Source organism: Dryocola mayonis, assembly GCF_051307045.1.
In the GTDB taxonomy this organism is placed as follows: domain Bacteria; phylum Pseudomonadota; class Gammaproteobacteria; order Enterobacterales; family Enterobacteriaceae; genus Dryocola.
Genome location: NZ_CP150452.1, coordinates 2,771,266 through 2,791,348, shown reverse-complemented (window position 1 = coordinate 2,791,348; position 20,083 = coordinate 2,771,266). Strand labels below are relative to the sequence as shown.

General features: G+C 55.9%; 16 protein-coding genes and 1 pseudogene. 16 read left to right on the top strand and 1 reads right to left on the bottom strand.

Translation table 11 applies throughout. The features are described 5' to 3' along the window. Positions 1-21: 21 nt before the first annotated feature. The gene (asmA, locus tag WLO32_RS13535; protein ID WP_435945589.1) at positions 22-1,869 is read left to right on the top strand and encodes an outer membrane assembly protein AsmA; all 1,848 of its coding nucleotides are present in this window, start codon (positions 22-24) and stop codon (positions 1,867-1,869) included. A gap of 106 nt (positions 1,870-1,975) precedes the next feature. On the opposite strand, the gene WLO32_RS13530 is transcribed toward asmA, so the two are convergent. Continuing rightward, positions 1,976-3,559: a TerC family protein gene (locus WLO32_RS13530; RefSeq protein ID WP_435945588.1), complete on the bottom strand. Its 1,584-nt coding sequence runs from the start codon at positions 3,557-3,559 to the stop codon at positions 1,976-1,978. A gap of 761 nt (positions 3,560-4,320) precedes the next feature. Between WLO32_RS13530 and WLO32_RS13525 the strand changes: the two genes are divergently transcribed. The 15 genes and pseudogenes from WLO32_RS13525 (at position 4,321) to cpsG (ending at position 19,975) form a co-directional block, all read left to right on the top strand. After that, positions 4,321-5,454, top strand: a complete 1,134-nt coding sequence (locus tag WLO32_RS13525) for a polysaccharide export protein (RefSeq protein WP_435945587.1) — start codon at positions 4,321-4,323, stop codon at positions 5,452-5,454. 6 nt (positions 5,455-5,460) lie between these two features. Then, positions 5,461-5,904, top strand: a complete 444-nt coding sequence (gene wzb / locus WLO32_RS13520) for a low molecular weight protein-tyrosine-phosphatase Wzb (RefSeq protein WP_435945586.1) — start codon at positions 5,461-5,463, stop codon at positions 5,902-5,904. Positions 5,905-5,906: 2 nt separating this feature from the next. Beyond that, positions 5,907-8,075 (top strand): tyrosine-protein kinase Wzc, encoded by a 2,169-nt coding sequence (gene wzc / locus WLO32_RS13515; RefSeq protein ID WP_435945585.1) that lies wholly within the window; start codon positions 5,907-5,909, stop codon positions 8,073-8,075. An 89-nt stretch (positions 8,076-8,164) separates the two neighbouring features. Continuing rightward, positions 8,165-9,013 (top strand): colanic acid biosynthesis glycosyltransferase WcaA, encoded by an 849-nt coding sequence (gene wcaA / locus WLO32_RS13510; protein ID WP_435945584.1) that lies wholly within the window; start codon positions 8,165-8,167, stop codon positions 9,011-9,013. 2 nt (positions 9,014-9,015) lie between these two features. Then, positions 9,016-9,501, top strand: a complete 486-nt coding sequence (gene wcaB / locus WLO32_RS13505; protein WP_435945583.1) for a colanic acid biosynthesis acetyltransferase WcaB — start codon at positions 9,016-9,018, stop codon at positions 9,499-9,501. Further along, positions 9,498-10,716, top strand: a pseudogene (gene wcaC / locus WLO32_RS13500) (colanic acid biosynthesis glycosyltransferase WcaC). The gene wcaB and the pseudogene wcaC overlap by 4 nt, the downstream one beginning before the upstream one ends. After that, on the top strand, positions 10,691-11,911 hold the full coding sequence (gene wcaD / locus WLO32_RS13495) for a colanic acid polymerase WcaD (protein WP_435945582.1): 1,221 nt from the start codon (positions 10,691-10,693) through the stop codon (positions 11,909-11,911). Before wcaC ends, wcaD begins: the two are co-directional and overlap by 26 nt. A 14-nt stretch (positions 11,912-11,925) precedes the next feature. Next, positions 11,926-12,678, top strand: a complete 753-nt coding sequence (gene wcaE, locus WLO32_RS13490; protein ID WP_435945581.1) for a colanic acid biosynthesis glycosyltransferase WcaE — start codon at positions 11,926-11,928, stop codon at positions 12,676-12,678. Positions 12,679-12,696: 18 nt separating this feature from the next. Then, positions 12,697-13,236 carry a colanic acid biosynthesis acetyltransferase WcaF gene (gene wcaF / locus WLO32_RS13485; protein ID WP_435945580.1) on the top strand — a complete coding sequence of 180 codons (540 nt, stop codon included), beginning with the start codon at positions 12,697-12,699 and terminating at the stop codon, positions 13,234-13,236. Positions 13,237-13,289: 53 nt separating this feature from the next. Further along, a complete protein-coding gene (gene gmd, locus WLO32_RS13480) occupies positions 13,290-14,411 on the top strand; it encodes a GDP-mannose 4,6-dehydratase (protein WP_121265761.1) in 1,122 nt (373 codons plus the stop codon). A gap of 2 nt (positions 14,412-14,413) precedes the next feature. Next, a complete protein-coding gene (fcl, locus tag WLO32_RS13475) occupies positions 14,414-15,379 on the top strand; it encodes a GDP-L-fucose synthase (RefSeq protein WP_435945579.1) in 966 nt (321 codons plus the stop codon). Between the two features lie 2 nt (positions 15,380-15,381). Continuing rightward, complete coding sequence (locus WLO32_RS13470; RefSeq protein WP_435945578.1) at positions 15,382-15,861, top strand: GDP-mannose mannosyl hydrolase; 480 nt, start codon at positions 15,382-15,384, stop codon at positions 15,859-15,861. Continuing rightward, positions 15,858-17,099 (top strand): colanic acid biosynthesis fucosyltransferase WcaI, encoded by a 1,242-nt coding sequence (gene wcaI, locus WLO32_RS13465; protein ID WP_435945577.1) that lies wholly within the window; start codon positions 15,858-15,860, stop codon positions 17,097-17,099. Before WLO32_RS13470 ends, wcaI begins: the two co-directional genes overlap by 4 nt. Continuing rightward, positions 17,096-18,532, top strand: a complete 1,437-nt coding sequence (cpsB, locus tag WLO32_RS13460) for a mannose-1-phosphate guanyltransferase (protein ID WP_435945576.1) — start codon at positions 17,096-17,098, stop codon at positions 18,530-18,532. The genes wcaI and cpsB overlap by 4 nt, the downstream gene beginning before the upstream one ends. A gap of 72 nt (positions 18,533-18,604) precedes the next feature. Next, positions 18,605-19,975 (top strand): phosphomannomutase CpsG, encoded by a 1,371-nt coding sequence (gene cpsG, locus WLO32_RS13455; RefSeq protein WP_435945575.1) that lies wholly within the window; start codon positions 18,605-18,607, stop codon positions 19,973-19,975. Positions 19,976-20,083 lie beyond the last annotated feature (108 nt).

The following is a 20,083-nucleotide window of genomic DNA, read 5'->3' as shown; positions in this document are numbered from 1 at the left end:
GACGCCCCCGAAGAGGAAGCTATGAGACGATTATTAACCACGCTGATGATTTTGCTGGTCGTGCTGGTGGCTGGCCTTTCTGCGTTGGTCCTGTTGGTCAACCCCAACGATTTTCGCGCTTATATGGTGCGCCAGGTGGAGCAACGCAGCGGTTACCAGCTCACCCTGGACGGGCCTTTACGCTGGCATGTCTGGCCGCAGCTCAGCATTTTATCCGGCCGCATGTCTCTTACGGCTCCCGGCGCGGCCCAGCCTCTTATCAGTTCAGATAATATGCGCCTTGACGTGGCGCTGGTGCCTTTGCTTTCGCATCAGCTTCAGGTTCGCCAGGTGATGCTTAAAGGCGCGGTCATTCAGCTCACCCCGCTTAGCGAAGAACGCAAACCCAAAGACGCGCCGGTCGGCCCGGCGGGCAACAATCCTCCCGTTCCGGAGACCGATCTAGGCTGGTCTTTTGATATCGCCAGGCTCAAAGTCGCCGACAGCGTGCTGGTTTTCCAGCATGACGATGACGAACAGGTCACCGTGCGTAATATCAACCTGCAGATGGAGCAGGATGATAAAAAGCAGGCCCACGTGGAGTTCAGCAGCCGCATCAACCGCGACCAGCGCGACCTGAACCTGTCGCTGGTTGCCGATTTGGACGCCAGCGCTTTTCCACAGAAGCTGAACGCAACGGTTTCCCAGCTTAGCTACCGGCTGCAGGGCGCGGATTTACCCAAGTCGGGCATCGCCGGCGGCGGAACGTTACAGGCGAGCTGGACGGACGCGGAGAAAAAACTTGAGCTGGGCAAGCTGCAGCTTACCGCCAATGACAGCGATCTGCAGGGGACGGCGAGCGTTGTGCTGGGCGACAAGCCGCAGTGGGTGGCTAACCTGAATGCGAACAATCTCAACCTGGACAAGCTGGTGGCGGCGTCGGCGGCAACCAACGCTACGGTGAACCAGCTCGGCCAGCAGCAAACTACGTTGCCGCGTCCGGTGATTGCCGCGGGCGCCGAAGAGACCTCCTATCGCGCGCTGCGCGGCTTTAGCGCGCAGGTTGCCATCGCTGCGAAAAGCGTGCGCTGGCGCGGCCTTGAGTTTAAGGACGTTCATTCCGCCATCAGCAATGACTACGGCCTGCTTAAAATTACCGAGCTGGCGGGGCAGTTTGGCAAAGGGAATATGTCCTTACCGGGCGAGCTCGACGCGCGCAATGAAGCGCCGCAGCTGAATTTCCATCCGCAGGTTAACGCTATTGAAATCGGCCCGATACTTACCGCGTTTGATTATCCTATTGCCTTATCCGGCGAGTTTTCAATGCAGGGCGAGTTCAACGGCGACAGGCTGAACGCCGAGGCGTTCCGTCGTTCATGGCAGGGGAAGGCGAGTATTACCATGGCCAACTCACGCCTGCAGGGCATGAACTTCCAGCAGCTGATTCAGCAGGCCGTTGAGCGCAGCAATAACGAGGTGAAGGCGCAGCAAAGCTACGATAACGTGACCGTGCTCGATAGCTTTAGCGCCGCGGCCACGCTGGATAACGGGCAGCTTGGCCTGAAGAATATGAACGGCAGCTCTTCGTTGTTAGCGCTGACGGGCGAAGGCACGATGGATCTGGTAAAAGAGGTCTGCGATACCCGCTTTGATGTGACGGTGACCGGCGGTTGGGAAGGAGACAACAAGCTTGTCGCCATGCTAAAAGACACGCCGATCCCGCTGCGGGTTTATGGCCCGTGGGATAAGCTCAACTACAGCCTGCAGGTGGACCAGGTGCTGCGTAAACATCTGCAGGATGAGGCGAAGCGTCGTCTGCAGGAATGGGCGGATCGCAATAAAGACAGCAGCCGGGCGAAAGACGTTAAGCAGCTGCTGGATAAACTGTAAGTCATGCAGCGGTGGCAGACGCTTGTCTGTCCACCCTGCAATCAGCTGTAAATACTGCTTAAAACACGGGACGGGTAAGCGTTAGCGCCGCCCGACGCAACCCCTCCTAAACCTCGAAATCCATCTCGTCATCTTCCCTGGCCAGCGGCAAAATCTGCACCTTCTGCACGCGATGGCTCTCAACCTGTAACGTTTTCAGCTGGTAGTTACCCACCTTAACGGCTTCCCCGGCGGCGGGAATGCGCTGCAGATATTCCATCAGCAGGCCGGCAATGGTGTGGTAGGTGCGTTTGTCATCCAGCGGCAGCGGTATGTACTGCACTAAATCCTCCAGCGGCATATGACCGTTTGCCGTCCAGCTGCCGTCCGGGTTTTTCTGAATATCGTGGCGGGCGTCAATCTCTTCGACTTCATTCGGCAGGTTGCCGGCAATCGTTTCCATGACGTCGCTTAGCGTCACCACCCCTTCCACCGAGCCAAACTCATCGACGATAAAGGCGAAGTGCGTGCGCGCGTTGCGGAACTGCTCCAGCGCCTGCAGCAGCGGCAGCGTTTCAGGGAAGACGAGCGGCTGGCGGATGAGCGTTTCAAGATTGAGCGGTTCACCCCGCAGCGATTGCGCAAGCAAATCGATAATATGCACCACGCCCAGCACTTCGTCGCTGTCGTCGGTTATCACGATGCGGGTGTGCTGATTTTTATCGAGGATTTCGCGTATGCGCTCCTCAGGCTCCGTCAGCTTCACCTGCTCCACGTCATGGCGCGACGTCATAATGCTGCTGACGGTACGCTGGTTGAGGTGCAGCACGCGTTCAATCATCAGGCGTTCCTGCGGATTAAAAATTTCGTCCTGCCGGTCATGGTCGGCGATCAGCGAGGAGGTTTGCGCGTCCAGCTCCGCCTCCTCTTTCTTACCGTTCAGCAGGCGTAAAACGGCTTCGGCGGTGCGCTGGCGCAATGACTGGTTTGCCGACAGGAAACGGCGGCGGTTGAAAATCGCCAGCTGGTTTAGCGACTCAATCATTACCGAGAAGCCAATGGCGGCGTACAGGTAACCTTTTGGAATATGGTAGCCAAACCCGTCCGCCACCAGGCTAAAGCCGATCATCAGCAGGAAGCTCAGGCACAGAATCACTATCGTCGGATGGCTGTTCACAAAGCGCGTCAGGGCCTTGCTGGCAAGCAGCATCAGGCTGATGGCGATAATGACCGCGGCCATCATGACGGCCAGCTGGTCCACCATCCCGACGGCGGTAATTACCGAATCAAGAGAAAATACCGCATCAAGAATGACAATCTGCGCGACGACGGGCCAAAAGCGCGCGCCGCGCTTTTGGGTCTGCGTTTCGCCGTCTTTCCCTTCAAGCCGCTCGTTGAGCTCTACCGTGGCTTTGAAAAGCAGGAATAACCCGCCCAGGAGCATGATTAAGTCGCGGGCGCTAAAGCCAAAACCTGCAATATTAAACAGCGGGGCGGTCAGCGTAACCAGCCAGGAGATAGACGCCAGCAGAAGCAGGCGCATAAGCATGGCAAGAACAAGTCCGGTGACGCGGGCGCGGTCGCGTTGCGCGGGCGGAAGTTTTTCGGCGAGGATGGCGATAAACACCAGATTATCAATGCCCAGCACCAGCTCGATAACAACCAGCGTAACCAGTCCGGCCCAGATTGATGGATCGGCAATCCATTCCATATGGCTTTATGTACCTTTTTTCGGTGGTGTAGCGTTTAAGAATACAGAGGGTTAAATGTCACAATGAAATGATGGGTAATCCTCCGCTAAATTGCAACGGCTCCCTGAGATTAATCTTATCCAGTATCCATGCCGGGCCCTTTATTTGCCACATATCCATTAAGTAACCAGGGTAAATAATTAAAAAACCCACGAAATAAGTCAGTGATATGTATTTATTATGACAGTATATATATGAGATATATCTGTTTATATTTTCGCTATTACTCTGAATTAATTTTTTGTCAATATAAAGAAATTCCTAAAGCGCGGCTTTTGTGGCGTTAATATTATTCTTAAAAGTATCTGTATGCCCGTCAGGCGCCTTGCCTGCGTCTGGGTTAGCTGTAACAATCGATATCAGTGTCTGGCAATGGATGTATTTTTTAATTAGTTGGTGTGGCACTTTAGCGCTTCATTACACGTAACTCTGCCTTATGGATAAATAGATACAGATTTATCTTAGGATCGGTGTCCTCTTATTATCTGCTTTCGTTTCAGTAGGTTGGTGACTGTAAGCCAAGGGCGGTAGCATGCCCGAAGGCAAGAGTTTAAGCCTCAATTATTCTGTCAATAGGATCTCTATAAATAAGCAACTTTTAGGACTGATACCAATTATTTATGACCGCCAGTATGTTCAATTTTCTGCTGCGTCCATTTGATAATTGGCCGCTTATTTTATTCGCTCAGGATAATTACTCTGCCATAGTGATAAATACTCAATGATAAAATACAAACTTAAATTGATGCCTTTATTGGTGTCAGTGACCCTGATGAGCGGTTGCACAGTACTTCCCGGTAGCAATATGTCTACGATGGGAAAAGATGTTATCAAGCAGCAGGATGCAGATTTCGACCTTGACCGTATGGTTAACGTTTATCCGTTAACGCCGCGGCTGGTTGAGCAATTACGTGTGCGTCCGGCCGTGGCCCAGCCAAATATGTCTTTGGATCAGGAAATTTCCGCGTATCAATATCGCGTCGGGCCGGGAGACGTGCTGAACGTCACCGTCTGGGACCACCCCGAGCTGACCACCCCTGCCGGCCAGTATCGCAGCTCAAGCGATGCCGGTAACTGGGTACAGTCAGACGGCACCATGTTCTATCCCTATGTGGGCAAAGTAAAAGTGACCGGCAAAACCCTTGCCGAGATCCGTAGTGATATTACCGGCCGCCTTGCGCAGTACATTGCTGACCCGCAGGTGGACGTTAATATCGCCGCCTTCCGCTCCCAGAAAGCCTATGTCTCAGGCCAGGTGAACAAGTCCGGCCAGCAGCCGATCACCAACGTGCCGCTAACCATTCTCGACGCCATCAACGCCGCGGGCGGGCTGACGGATATGGCCGACTGGCGCAACGTGGTGCTGACCCACAACGGCCAGGAGAAACGTATTTCGCTGCAGGCGCTGATGCAAAACGGCGATCTGAGCCAGAACCATCTGCTCTATCCGGGCGACATCCTGTTCGTGCCGCGCAACGACGACCTGAAAGTGTTCGTGATGGGCGAAGTGAAGAAACAAACCACGCTCAAAATGGACTTCAGCGGCATGACGCTCACCGAGGCGCTCGGCCAGGCGGAAGGCCTGGATATGACCGCCTCTAACGCCAGCGGCATCTTCGTTATTCGTCCGTTGAAAGGGCAGCAGGGCGGCAAAATCGCCAACATCTACCAGCTTGATATGTCCGATGCGACCTCGCTGGTGATGGGCACCGAATTCCAGCTGCAGCCTTATGACGTGGTGTACGTGACAACCGCGCCGGTAACGCGTTGGAACCGCCTGATCAACCAGCTGCTGCCAACCATCAGCGGTGTTCGTTATATGACGGATACGGCCAAAGATATCCATACATGGTAACGCGCTATGTTTAACAAAATTCTTGTGGTGTGCGTGGGGAACATTTGCCGATCGCCGACCGGCGAACGCCTGCTTAAATCCTACCATCCCACGCTCACCGTTAATTCGGCGGGGTTGGGGGCGTTAGTGGGGAAGGGAGCCGATGCCAACGCCGTTCGCGTGGCGCAGGAGCACAACCTTTCGCTTGCAGGCCATTGCGCTCAGCAGATCTCAGGCCGGATGTGCCGCGATTACGATCTGATTCTCACGATGGAAAAACGCCATATTTCCGCTATCTGCGAAATGGCGCCAGAGATGCGCGGCAAGGTGATGCTCTTTGGTCACTGGGATGCGGAGCGGGAAATTCCCGATCCCTACCGTAAAAGTCGCGACGCTTTCGAAGCGGTCTTCGACCTTCTCGACCTTTCCGCCCAAAAGTGGGCTAACGCACTCAATGCTCATCAGGGATAACAATGACTGACAAAGTACATCGTTCGGGCGCCTCCACCGAGGGCAATGACGAAATCGATATCGGCCGCCTGTTTGGCACCGTGCTTGAGGCCCGCTGGTGGGTGCTTGGCATCACGGCGGTATTTGCGCTGCTGGCGGTGGTTTACGTCCTGTTCGCCACGCCAATCTATAAAGCCGACGCGCTGGTGCAAATCGAACAGAACGCCGGCAACTCGCTGGTTAACGACATCAGCTCGGCGCTTTCCAACAAGCCGCCGGCCTCGGCCGCTGAGATGCAGCTGATTCAGTCCCGCCTGGTGCTGGGGAAAACCGTTGACGATCTCAACCTCGATATCGCCGTGGTCAAAAACAGCTTCTGGCTGTTTGGCGCCGGCTGGGACCGCCTCCACGGACGCCAGAATGACACGGTGAAGGTCACCGACTTCAACCTGCCTGCGGGCGCGGGAAAAGACACCTTTACCGTAGAGGTGCTAAGCCCGACCCGGTATCAGCTGACCAGCGACAGCGGCTTTAGCGCCAAAGGGCAGGTCGGCCAGCAGCTGAGCAAAGACGGCGTCACCATGACGGTGGACAGCATTAAAGCGCAGGTCGGCGATACTTTTACCGTCACCAAATACTCCACGCTCGGCATGATTAACCAGCTGCAGGGCAACCTGACCGTGGCTGAAAACGGTAAAGATACCGGCGTGCTTAGCCTGTCTTATACCGGTGAAGATAAAGATCGGATTCGCGCCATCCTCGACAGCATCACGCGTAATTACCTGGAACAGAACGTTCAGCGTAAGTCGGAAGAGGCGGCGAAGAGCCTTAAGTTCCTCGCCGAACAGCTGCCGGAAGTGCGCAGCCGCCTGGATGCGGCGGAAAACAAGCTGAACGCCTATCGCCAGCAGCAGGACTCGGTGGATCTGTCGCTGGAGGCGAAATCCGTCCTCGACACCATGGTCAATATTGATTCCCAGCTCAACGAGCTGACCTTTAAAGAGGCCGAAATCTCCAAGCTTTATACCAAGGCTCACCCGGCTTACCGTACGCTGCTGGAAAAGCGTAAGACGCTGGAAGATGAAAAAGCCCGCCTGAACGGCCGCGTGACCGCGATGCCGAAAACCCAGCAGGAGATCGTACGCCTGACCCGCGACGTGGAGTCCGGCCAGCAGGTTTACATGCAGCTGCTGAATAAACAGCAGGAGCTGAAAATCACCGAGGCCAGCACCGTGGGCGACGTGCGCATCGTTGACTCGGCGATCGCTCAGCCTGGCATTGTGAAGCCGCAAAAGGCGCTGATCGTGCTGGGAGCTATTATCCTCGGCCTGATTCTGTCGATCGTCGGCGTGCTGCTGCGCTCGCTGTTCAACCGCGGCATTGAAAGCCCGGCGGTGCTGGAGGATGCCGGCCTTAACGTTTATGCCAGCATTCCGCTGTCCGAATGGCAAAAATCCCGCGACAACGCCACCGTGCGCAACGTTAAAGGGGCGAAGCGCAATAAACAAAGCCAGCTGCTGGCGGTAGGGAACCCTACGGACCTGGCGATTGAAGCCATTCGTAGCCTGCGCACCAGCCTGCACTTCGCCATGATGCAGGCGTCCAACAACGTGCTGATGCTGACCGGGGTAAGCCCGTCAATCGGCAAGACCTTTGTCTGCGCCAACCTGGCCGCGGTCATTAGCCAGACCAACAAGCGCGTGCTGCTGATCGACTGCGATATGCGCAAAGGCTATACCCACGAGCTGTTGGGCACCACCAACGTCAACGGGCTTTCCGACGTGCTGGCCGGGCAGGGCGATATCACGCGCTGCGCGCAGAAAACCTCGGTGCCGAATTTCGATCTCGTGCCGCGCGGCCAGGTGCCGCCGAACCCTTCCGAACTGCTGATGAGCGAACGCTTTGGCGAACTGGTGAAATGGGCAAGCGCGCACTATGACCTGGTGCTGATTGATACCCCGCCAATCCTTGCCGTGACCGATGCCGCCATCGTCGGCCGCCACGCAGGCACCACGCTTATGGTTGCGCGCTACGCGGTGAACACGCTCAAAGAAGTGGAAACCAGCCTCAGCCGCTTCGAGCAGAACGGCATTCAGGTTCGCGGCGTGATCCTGAACTCCATCTTCCGTCGCGCGGCGGGCTATGACGATTACGGCTATTACGAGTACGAATATAAATCTGACGCTAAATAACCCTGCGCTAAATGGCGGCTGGCGCACCGCTTGCCCGCCGCCGCGAAAGTTGCACTTTTCTCATCAACGAGACTTTTTTGGGGAGTGTTATGAATACCACTACATCGCGCCCGCTGATTTCTGTTTATATGCCGACCTGGAACCGTCAGCAGCTGGCCATCCGCGCCATTAAATCCGTGCTGCGCCAGGATTTTGAAAACTGGGAAATGATCATTGTTGACGACTGCTCTTCTTCTTATGAACAGCTTCAGCGTTTTGTCGAAGAGCTGGGCGATGCGCGGGTGCGTTATACCCGTAACGACTACAACTCCGGCGCCTGCGCGGTGCGCAACCAGGCGATTAGCCAGGCGACGGGGGAGTTTATCACCGGTATTGATGACGACGATGAATGGACGCCGAACCGTCTGTCCGTCTTCCTGGAGTACAAGCATCAGCTGGTGACGCACGCGTTTTTGTACGCCAACGACTACGTTTGCGAAGGCCAGGTCTATTCGCAGCCGACCAGCCTGCCTTTGTACCCGAAGTCGCCGTATTCCCTGAAGCTGTTTTATAAGCGCAATATCATCGGCAACCAGGTGTTTACCTACGCCGACCGCTTTAAAACCTGCCTGTTCGATACGCAGCTGGCGGCGGCTCAGGACTACGACATTTTCCTGCGCATGGTGGTGGAGTACGGCCAGCCGTGGAAAGTGGAAGAGGCCACGCAGATCCTGCATATCAACCACGGTGAAATGCAGATCACCAAATCGACCAAAAAGTTCGCGGGCTACTTCCATTTCTACCAGAAGCACAAAGATAAATTCGACCGCGCCAGCAAAAAGTATCAGCTGTTTACGCTCTACCAGATCCGCAACAAGCGCATGTCTTTACGTACGCTGATGGCGCTGTTGACCGTGCGTAATACCAAACGCCTGGCCGACGGGCTGCGGGGGAAATAATCGTGCTGGAAGATTTACGCGCAAACTCCTGGAGCCTTCGTCCGTGCTGCATGGTGATGGCCTACCGCATTGCCCATTTCTGCTCGGTGTGGCGCAAGAAAAACGTCCTTAACAATATCTGGGCGGCGCCGGTGCTGCTGCTTTACCGCTTTGTGACCGAATGCCTTTTCGGCTATGAAATCCAGGCCGCGGCGACCATCGGGCGACGTTTTACCATTCATCACGGTTACGCCGTCGTGATCAACAAGTTCGTGGTCGCCGGCGACGATTTCACTATCCGTCACGGCGTCACCATCGGCAACCGCGGACAAAGCCTCGCCTGCCCGACCATCGGCAACGGCGTCGAGCTGGGCGCCAACGTCATCCTCATTGGCGATATCACCGTGGGCAATAACGTCACCGTAGGCGCGGGCAGCGTGGTGCTGGACAGCGTGCCGGACAACGCTCTGGTGGTGGGTGAGAAAGCGCGAGTTAAGGTAATCAAATGAATATTATGCAATTTAACGTGCGCCTTGCTGAAGGCGGCGCGGCAGGCGTCGCGCTTGACCTGCACCAGCGCGCTCGCGAAGCCGGACTCTCTTCGCGTTTTATTTACGGTTACGGCAAGGGCGGCAGGAAAAGCGCAAGCCATGACAAGTTTGCCAACGTAGAAAAACATACGCCGCGGCTGACGTCGATTGCCAACATCCTCCTGTTTCGCTTCTTCAACCGCGACCCGTTCGGCAACCTGAATAAACTCTATCGCAAAGTCACCCGCGCAAGCGGGCCCGGTGGTGCTGCATTTTCACGTGGTGCACAGCTACTGGCTGAACCTTGAAGAGATGGTGACCTTTTGCCAGCGCGTCAAATCCCACAAGCCGGATGTGACCTTCGTCTGGACGCTGCACGACCACTGGAGCATTACCGGGCGCTGCGCTTTTCTCGACGGCTGCGAAGGCTGGAAAACCGGCTGCGCAAAATGCCCGACGCTGAACAACTACCCGCCGGTTAAGGTCGACCGCGCCCATCTTTTAGTGGATACCAAACGCCAGCTGTTCCGCGAAATGCTCGCGCTGGGCTGCCAGTTTATCTCACCCAGCCAGCACGTAGCCGACGCCTTTAACCAGATTTACGGGGCGGGGCGCTGCAAAATCATCAATAACGGCATTGATGTGGCGACCGAGGCCATTCTTGCCGAGCTGCCTTTAACCCAGGCAAGCCATGAAAAACCCAGGGTGGCGGTGGTGGCGCACGATCTGCGCTACGACGGCAAAACGAACCAGCGGCTGATTCAGGCGATGATGGCGCTGGGCGACGATATCGAAGTGCATACTTTCGGTAAGTTTTCGCCTTTTAACGGGCCGAACGTCGTAAACCACGGCTATATGACCGACAAAAAAGCGCTGATGAGCGAGCTTAACGAGATGGACTCCCTGGTGTTCAGCTCGCGGGTCGATAACTACCCGCTGATTTTGTGCGAAGCGTTATCCATCGGCGTGCCGGTGATCGCCACGCAAAGCGAAGCCGCAGACGAAGTGCTGCGCAAGGTGGGCGGCAAAACGTTCAGCGAATCTCAGGTGCTCGAACTGGTGAAGCTGCCTAAAGCGGAGCTGGCGCAGCAGGTGTTTGGCATGGATCTGCCGAGCTTTAAAAACACCAGCCGCCGCTCGTACAGTGGACAACAGATGCTGGAGGAGTATGTCTCGTTCTATCAGAATCTGTAGCTATCTGCTGTTACCGTTCATCTATCTGGTGGTCAACGTTAAGCTTGCCTCGCTCGGCGAAAGCTTTCCGGTAACGATAGTGACCTTCTTACCCGCCATCCTCTTTTTATATATAGAACGCATTAGCGTTAAAAAGCTGATGATTGCGCTGGGTATCGGCGCCGGTTTAACCGCTTTTAACTACATCTTCGGCCAGTCGCTGGACGCCAGCAAGTACGTTACCTCAACGCTGCTGTTTGTTTACATCGTGCTGATTCTGGCCATGACCTGGAGCTGCCGCTTTAAGACTATTTCAAGCCGAAATCACCGGAAAATACTGCGGTTATTTTACCTCGTCGTCGGCATTATTGTGACGCTGGCGGCTGCGGAAATGGCCCAGATTATTCTTAGCGGCGGCAGCAGCCTGATTGAGAAAATTTCGAAGTTTCTTATTTACAGTAATAGCTATGTACTGAACTTTATTAGCTTTGGCGGAAGAAGAACCACGGCACTTTATTTTGAACCGGCGTTTTTCGCTCTGGCGTTAATCTCAATTTGGCTCAGCATCAAACAGTTTGGTATCAAAACGCCGAAAACTGATGGTATGATTCTTTTAGGGATTATCCTGTCAGGATCGTTCTCAGGGGTGATGACCTTCATCCTGTTTTACCTTCTTGAATGGGCGTTCCAGTACCTTAATAAAAGTGCCATAAAGAAGAAGTTGCCGCTGGCGATTATTTCTTTATCAGTATTTTTAGTAGGGTTGATATTCGCCTTCCCTTATATCGCCACGCGTTTAGGCGATTTAGGCACCGAAGGGTCATCATCCTATTATCGTATTATTGGCCCGCTGGCCATGGTGGGATATTCCCTGACGCATATTGATGGCGTCGTACGTTTCGGTTCTTTATATGAATATGTCGCATCATTCGGAATCTTTAACGGTGCGGACGTCGGTAAAACAGTGGACAATGGTCTGTATCTGCTGATTATTTATTTTTCCTGGTTCGCAGTGTTACTGACCATCTGGTACATGTGGAAAGTCTTTAAAATGATGCGCACGGCGTTTGGAAATAATGAAAATTTCCGCGTGCAATTATGGCTTTTCACACCGGTGTCGCTGTTTTTTACCGGTTCGATTTTTAGCCCGGAATATGCTTTCTTGATTGTTTGTCCGTTTATTTTACGTAAGGCACTCAAGATAACAAACTCCTGACGAGGCCCACAATCATGTTATTAAGCGTTATTACCGTTGCCTGGAAAAATTTAGCCGGAGTAGAAAAAACCTGGCGCTCGCTGGCGCATCTGGCGCAGGCTTCTGACATCACCTTTGAATGGATTGTGGTTGACGGAAACTCTCAGGACGGTACCGCGGAGTTTCTTGAAAACCTCAATGGGCAGTACAACTTACGCTTTGTTAGCGAAAAAGATAACGGCATTTACGACGCGATGAACAAAGGCATAGATATGGCGCAGGGCCGCTATGCTTTGTTTCTTAACTCCGGGGATATTTTCCACCAGGACATCGCCCAGGTGGTGCGTCAGCTCGCCGCTATGCCTGCCGTAGATAACGCCATGGTTATCGGCGACGCGCTGTTAGATTTCGGCGACGGCACGAAAATTGAGCGTCGGGCAAAACCGGGTTGCTATATTTACCATAGCCTGCCGGCCAGCCATCAGGCGATATTTTTCCCGCTGGCCGGACTGCGTAAACATCCTTACGATCTGCAATATAAAGTCTCTTCTGATTATGCGCTTGCGGCCAAAATGTACAAAAGCGGCTACGCGTTTAAACGCGTCAAGGGCATGGTTTCTGAATTTTCAATGGGCGGCGTTTCCACCTCCAATAATATTGAATTGTGCCGCGATGCCAAAAACGTTCAGCGCAAAATATTAGGCGTCCCCGGTTTTATTGCCGAACTGTCTTTTAAGCTTCGCCTGCGCACAACCGGTAAAGCAAAAGCGCTCTACAACAAAGCGTAATTGCCATAAGGAAATAGTATGCAGGAATTAAGCGGCTTTTCCGTGCCAAAAGGTTTTCGCGGCGGCAACGGTATTAAGGTTCAGTTATGGTGGGCCGTGCAGGCGACGCTGTTTGCCTGGTCACCGCAGGTGTTATACCGCTGGCGCGCCTTTTTATTACGCCTGTTTGGCGCAAAAATCGGTAAGGGCGTGGTGATTCGACCGTCGGTGAAAATTACCTACCCGTGGAAATTAACGCTTGGCGATTACGCATGGGTCGGGGACGACGCAGTTTTATATACCCTGGGCGATATCACCATCGGCGCAAATTCGGTGGTGTCACAAAAGTGTTATTTGTGCACCGGCAGCCACGACTATATGAGCAGGCATTTCGATATTACCTCCACGCCCATTACGATTGGTGAAAAATGCTGGCTGGCGACGGATGTTTTTGTTTCACCGGGCGTTTCAATTGGCGATGGCACCGTCGTCGGCGCGCGTAGCAGCGTTTATAAATCATTACCGGCGAATGCCGTTTGCCGGGGTAACCCAGCAGTAAAAATACGCGATCGAGCGTAGGGCCTTTATTTAGCAAAAGGCGCTTAATTTCATCTTCAATCATAGGAATTATTATGACTAAAGTAGCTCTCATCACGGGTGTAACCGGACAAGACGGCTCCTATCTGGCGGAACTGCTGCTGGAAAAAGGTTACGAAGTGCATGGCATCAAGCGCCGCGCCTCCTCTTTCAACACCGAACGCGTTGACCATATCTACCAGGATCCGCATACCAGCAACCCGAAATTCCATCTGCACTACGGCGATCTGACGGACAGCTCCAACCTGACCCGTATTCTTTCCGAAGTGCAGCCGGACGAAGTGTACAACCTGGGCGCGATGAGCCACGTTGCGGTTTCTTTCGAATCTCCTGAGTACACCGCCGATGTGGATGCGATGGGCACGCTGCGCCTGCTGGAAGCTATCCGCTTCCTCGGCCTTGAGAAGAAAACGCGTTTCTATCAGGCCTCCACTTCCGAGCTTTACGGCCTGGTGCAGGAGATCCCGCAGAAAGAGACCACGCCTTTCTACCCGCGCTCGCCATATGCCGTCGCGAAACTGTACGCTTACTGGATAACCGTTAACTACCGTGAATCCTACGGCATGTACGCCTGTAACGGCATTCTGTTCAACCACGAATCCCCGCGCCGCGGCGAAACCTTCGTGACCCGCAAAATCACCCGTGCGATCGCCAACATCGCCCAGGGCCTGGAGAAGTGCCTGTATCTGGGCAACATGGACTCCCTGCGCGACTGGGGCCATGCCAAAGACTACGTGAAAATGCAGTGGATGATGCTGCAGCAGGAAAACCCGGAAGACTTCGTCATCGCCACCGGCGTGCAGTATTCCGTGCGTCAGTTCGTGGAAATGGCCGCGGCCCAGCTGGGCATCAAACTGCGCTTTGAAGGCACCGGCGTGGATGAAAAAGGCATCGTGGTTTCCGTGACCGGACACGACGCGCCGGGCGTGAAGCCAGGCGACGTTATCGTCTCCGTCGACCCGCGCTACTTCCGTCCTGCGGAAGTGGAAACCCTGCTGGGCGACCCGACCAAAGCACACGAAAAACTGGGCTGGAAACCAGAAATCACGCTGCAGGAAATGGTTGGCGAGATGGTGGCTAAGGACCTGGAAGCAGCGAAGAAACACTCCCTGCTGAAATCCCACGGCTACGAGGTCGCCATCGCGCTGGAGTCCTGAGCATGAATAAAAAACGTATCTTTGTTGCCGGCCACCGCGGGATGGTCGGATCGGCCATCGTGCGCCAGCTTGAGCAACGTGATGACGTCGAACTCGTGCTGCGCGGTCGTGACGAGCTGAACCTGCTGGATGCCGCCGCGGTGAGCGCCTTCTTTGCCGGGGCGCGCATCGACCAGGTGTACCTGGCCGCGGCAAAAGTGGGCGGTATTGTCGCCAATAATACTTATCCGGCGGACTTCATCTATGAAAACATGATGATTGAAAGCAACATCATTCACGCCGCGCACACGCACAACGTGAATAAGCTGCTGTTCCTCGGCTCATCATGCATTTATCCGAAAATGGCCAGGCAGCCGATTGCGGAAAGCGAGCTGCTGCAGGGCACGCTTGAAGCCACCAACGAGCCCTATGCGATTGCCAAAATCGCCGGCATCAAGCTGTGCGAGTCCTACAATCGCCAGTTTGGCCGCGACTATCGCTCGGTGATGCCGACGAATCTGTACGGGCCGAACGATAACTTCCACCCGAGCAATTCTCACGTCATTCCGGCCCTGCTGCGTCGCTTCCATGAGGCTACCGAGCAGAACACGCCGGACGTGGTGGTGTGGGGCAGCGGCACGCCGATGCGCGAGTTCCTGCACGTGGACGACATGGCGGCAGCCAGCATTCACGTAATGGAGCTGGATCCGGAAGTGTGGGCGGAAAACACCGAACCTATGCTTTCGCACATCAACGTCGGCACCGGCGTGGACTGCACCATCCGCGAGCTGGCGCAGACCATCGCGAAGGTGACGGGCTACCGTGGCCGCGTGGTGTTCGACGCCACCAAACCGGACGGCACGCCGCGCAAGCTGCTGGATGTGACGCGCCTGCGTCGCCTTGGCTGGTATCACGAGATTGCCCTGGAGCCTGGCCTTGCCAGCACCTATCAGTGGTTCCTCGAAAACCAGTCCCGGTTCCGGGGGTAAGCATGTTTCTGAGTCAGGAAGATTTCGCCACCGTAGTTCGTGCTACGCCGCTAATCTCCATCGATCTCGTTGTGGAAAACCTGGCGGGTGAATACCTGCTGGGGTTGCGCACCAATCGCCCTGCCCAGGGCTTTTGGTTCGTGCCGGGCGGACGGGTGCAGAAAGATGAAACCCTGGCCGACGCTTTCGTCCGTTTAACCGAGGCGGAGTTGGGCCAGCGCTTCACGCTGGAGGACGGCGAGTTTTACGGCGTGTGGCAGCACTTTTATGACGACAATTTCTCCGGGCAGGATTTTTCCACCCACTACATCGTGCTCGGCTTCCGCCTGCGGGTGGACGACAAACAGCTGAAGCTGCCTGTCGAGCAGCATAAAGACTACTGCTGGCTGACGCCGGAAGCGTTACTTAAGCGCGATGATGTGCACGACAACAGCCGCGCCTATTTCATCAGACAAGGCAAAGGCAAGGTACCCGGTTTATGAAAATTCTGGTCTACGGCATTAACTACTCACCGGAGCTGACCGGTATCGGTAAATACACCGGTGAAATGGTGGAGTGGATGACCAGCCAGGGCCATGAGGTGCGCGTTATCACCGCGCCTCCTTACTATCCGGTCTGGAAAGTGCATGCGGATTACTCGGCGTGGACTTATAAAAAAGAGCAGGGCGCCGCGACCGTCTGGCGCTGCCCGCTGTACGTGCCGAAACAGCCTTCCACCTTAAAGCGCCTGCTTCACTTAGGCAGCTTTGCGGTGAGCTCATTCTTCCCGCTGCTGGCGCAACGTCGCTGGAAGCCGGATCGCATTATCGGCGTGGTGCCGACTCTGTTTTGCGTGCCGGGCATGCGCCTGCTTGCAAAGCTGAGCGGGGCGCGCACGCTGCTGCATATTCAGGATTACGAAGTGGACGCGATGCTCGGTCTGGGCATGGCGGGCGGCGGCAAGGGTAAAGTCGCGAAGCTTGCCCAGCGCTTCGAGCAAAGCTGCCTGCATAACGTCGACAACGTGTCGACGATTTCGCGCTCGATGATGAACAAGGCAATCGAGAAGGGCGTTGATGCGAAACGCGTAGTCTTCTTTCCGAACTGGTCGGAAGTGGAGCGTTTTCGCGATGTTTCCGCGCAGGACGTGCAGGCCTTACGTGAAAGCCTGCAGCTGCCCGCAGACCGGAAGATCGTTCTGTATTCCGGCAACATCGGTGAAAAACAGGGCCTGGAGACGGTTATTGACGTCGCCGCGCGCTTTGCGAACCAGCCGTACCTGTTTGTGATTGTCGGCCAGGGCGGCGGAAAAACACGCCTTGAAAAACTGGTAGCGGAGCGCGGCCTGCATAACGTGGTGTTCCATCCGCTGCAGCCTTACGACGCGCTGCCTGCGCTATTAAGGCTTGCGGACTGTCATCTGGTTATCCAGCGCCGCGGCGCCGCGGACGCGGTACTGCCTTCCAAGCTGACCAATATTCTTGCCGTCGGCGGCAACGCGGTGATTACCGCCGAGCCGGAAACCGAGCTTGGCCAGCTTTGCGAGCTGTATTCCGGCATCGCCGTGTGCGTGGAGCCGGAATCCGCCGACGCGCTGGCGGCCGGCATTGAACGCTGTCTGCAATTGCCCGCGCACAACACGGTGGCACGTGAGTATGCCGAACGCACGCTCGAAAAAGAGAACGTGCTGAGCCAATTTATTGCAGCTATATCTCCACAAGATGTCGGGGTTAAATCATGAGTCATTCGCAGCTTTATCCAGTCATCATGGCCGGGGGGAACGGCAGCCGTTTATGGCCCCTGTCCCGCGTGCTTTACCCGAAACAGTTCCTCTGCCTGAAAGGGGACCTGACGATGTTGCAAACCACCATCTGCCGTTTAAACGGCGTGCAGTGCGAAAGCCCGGTGGTGATTTGCAACGAAGAACACCGTTTTATCGTTGCTGAACAGCTTCGCCAGCTCAATAAGCTGACGGAAAATATCGTGCTGGAGCCTGCCGGACGCAACACCGCGCCGGCTATCGCTCTCGCCGCGCTGGCAGCAACGCGCAACCAGCCGGATAACGATCCGCTGATGCTGATCCTCGCCGCGGACCACGTGATTCAGAATGAAGAGGCCTTCCGCGACGCGGTGCGTAATGCGCTGCCGTACGCCGAAGCGGGCAAGCTGGTGACCTTCGGCATCGTGCCGGACCAGCCTGAGACGGGCTATGGCTACATTCGCCGTGGGCAAACGGAAGCGGCGGGCGTGGATGCGGTGGCCTTCAGCGTGGCGCAGTTCGTCGAAAAGCCGGACCTTGAAACCGCCCAGGGCTATGTTGCCAGCGGGGAGTACTACTGGAACAGCGGTATGTTCCTGTTCCGCGCCGGACGTTACCTCGAAGAGCTGAAAAAATTCCGTCCGGATATTCTGGCCGCCTGTGAAAACGCCATGGCGAACGTCGACCCGGATCTGGATTTTGTACGCGTGGATGAAGCGGCCTTCCTGGCCTGCCCGGACGAATCCATCGACTACGCGGTGATGGAAAAAACCGCCGACGCGGTGGTGGTGCCGATGGACGCGGGCTGGAGCGACGTAGGCTCCTGGTCCTCCCTGTGGGAAATCAGCGCCAAGAGTTCAGAAGGCAACGTGCACCACGGCGACGTCATCAGCCATGAAACCGAAAACAGCTATATCTACGCTGAATCGGGCCTGGTGACCACGGTCGGGGTGAAAGATTTGATCGTGGTGCAGACCAAAGACGCGGTGCTGATTGCCGACCGCGACCACGTGCAGAGCGTGAAGAAGGTCGTTGAGCAGATTAAACATGACGGCCGCCACGAGCATCATAAGCATCGCGAAGTCTACCGCCCGTGGGGCAAATACGACTCCATCGATTCCGGCGACCGTTACCAGGTGAAACGCATCACCGTCAAGCCGGGCGAAGGCCTCTCCCTGCAGATGCACCACCATCGCGCCGAGCACTGGATTGTGGTGGCGGGCACCGCCAAAGTCACCCTTGGCGATGAGATAAAGCTGCTGGGCGAAAACGAGTCCATCTACATTCCGCTGGGCGTGACGCACTGCCTGGAAAACCCCGGCAAAATTCCGCTCGACCTGATTGAAGTGCGTTCCGGCACCTACCTCGAAGAAGACGACATCGTCCGTTTTAAAGACCGTTACGGGCGCATTTAACGCGTAAACATTCATCATTCCCCGCAGCCGACCCTGCGGGTTGGGTAACTGTTGCCCGAAGGAGCGAAAACGATGCAAAAATTGACCTGTTTTAAAGCCTACGATATTCGCGGCAGGCTGGGCGAAGAGCTGAACGAAGACATCGCGTGGCGCATTGGCCGCGCCTACGGCGAATACCTGAAGCCGAAAACCATTGTGCTGGGCGGCGACGTGCGTCTGACCAGTGAAAGCCTGAAGCTGGCGCTGGCGCGCGGCCTGCAGGACGCGGGCGTGGACGTGCTGGATATCGGCCTGTCCGGCACCGAAGAGATCTATTTCGCCACCTGGCATCTGGACGTGGACGGCGGCATTGAAGTGACCGCCAGCCATAACCCGATGGACTATAACGGCATGAAGCTGGTGCGCCAGGGCGCGCGTCCCATCAGCGGCGACACCGGCCTGCGCGACGTGCAGCGCCTGGCGGAAGCCAACGACTTCCCGCCGGTCGATGCGGCCAGGCGCGGCGGCTATAAGCAGATTTCCGTGGTGGAAGCCTATATCGACCATCTGTTCTCCTATATCGACCTTAGCAACATCAAGCCGCTGAAGCTGGTGATTAACTCCGGCAACGGCGCGGCGGGCCCGATTGTTGACGCCATCGAAGCGCGCCTGAAGGCGCAAAACGTGCCGCTGACCTTTATCAAGGTGCACAACACTCCGGACGGCAATTTCCCGAACGGCATCCCTAATCCGCTGCTGCCGGAGTGCCGCGACGATACCCGCAACGCGGTGATTGAGCACGGCGCGGATATGGGCATCGCCTTTGACGGCGATTTCGACCGCTGCTTCCTGTTCGATGAGAAAGGGCAGTTTATCGAGGGCTACTACATCGTCGGTCTGCTGGCGGCGGCGTTCCTCGAAAAACAGCCGGGCGCGAAAATCATTCACGATCCGCGCCTGTCCTGGAACACGGTGGATATCGTCGAGCGCGCGGGCGGCACGCCGGTAATGTCGAAGACCGGGCATGCGTTTATCAAGGAGCGCATGCGCGAAGAAGACGCCATCTACGGCGGCGAGATGAGCGCCCACCACTATTTCCGCGACTTTGCCTACTGCGACAGCGGGATGATCCCGTGGCTGCTGGTGACCGAGCTGCTGTGTCTGAAGGGCAAAACGCTTGGCGAACTGGTACGCGATCGCATGGCGGCGTGGCCGGCAAGCGGCGAAATCAACAGCAAGCTGGCGGATCCGAAGGTGGCTATCGAGCGCGTGCACCAGCATTTCGCGCCGCACGCGGAGGAAATCGACAACACCGACGGCGTGAGCATGGCATTCGGCGACTGGCGCTTTAACCTTCGCTCCTCCAACACCGAGCCGGTGGTGCGTCTGAACGTGGAGTCGCGCAGCAACGAAAGTCTGATGCAGGCCCGAACGCAGGAAATTATGGCGCTGTTGAATCAGTAATTTGCGGGTACGGGCTCTCCGGGCGTTTGCCGGTTAGCAAACGCAGCCCCCTCCACCACCGCAAAGCTGCTTAAAGGCGCGGCGGAGGGGCTCCGCCCTGCAAGGTCA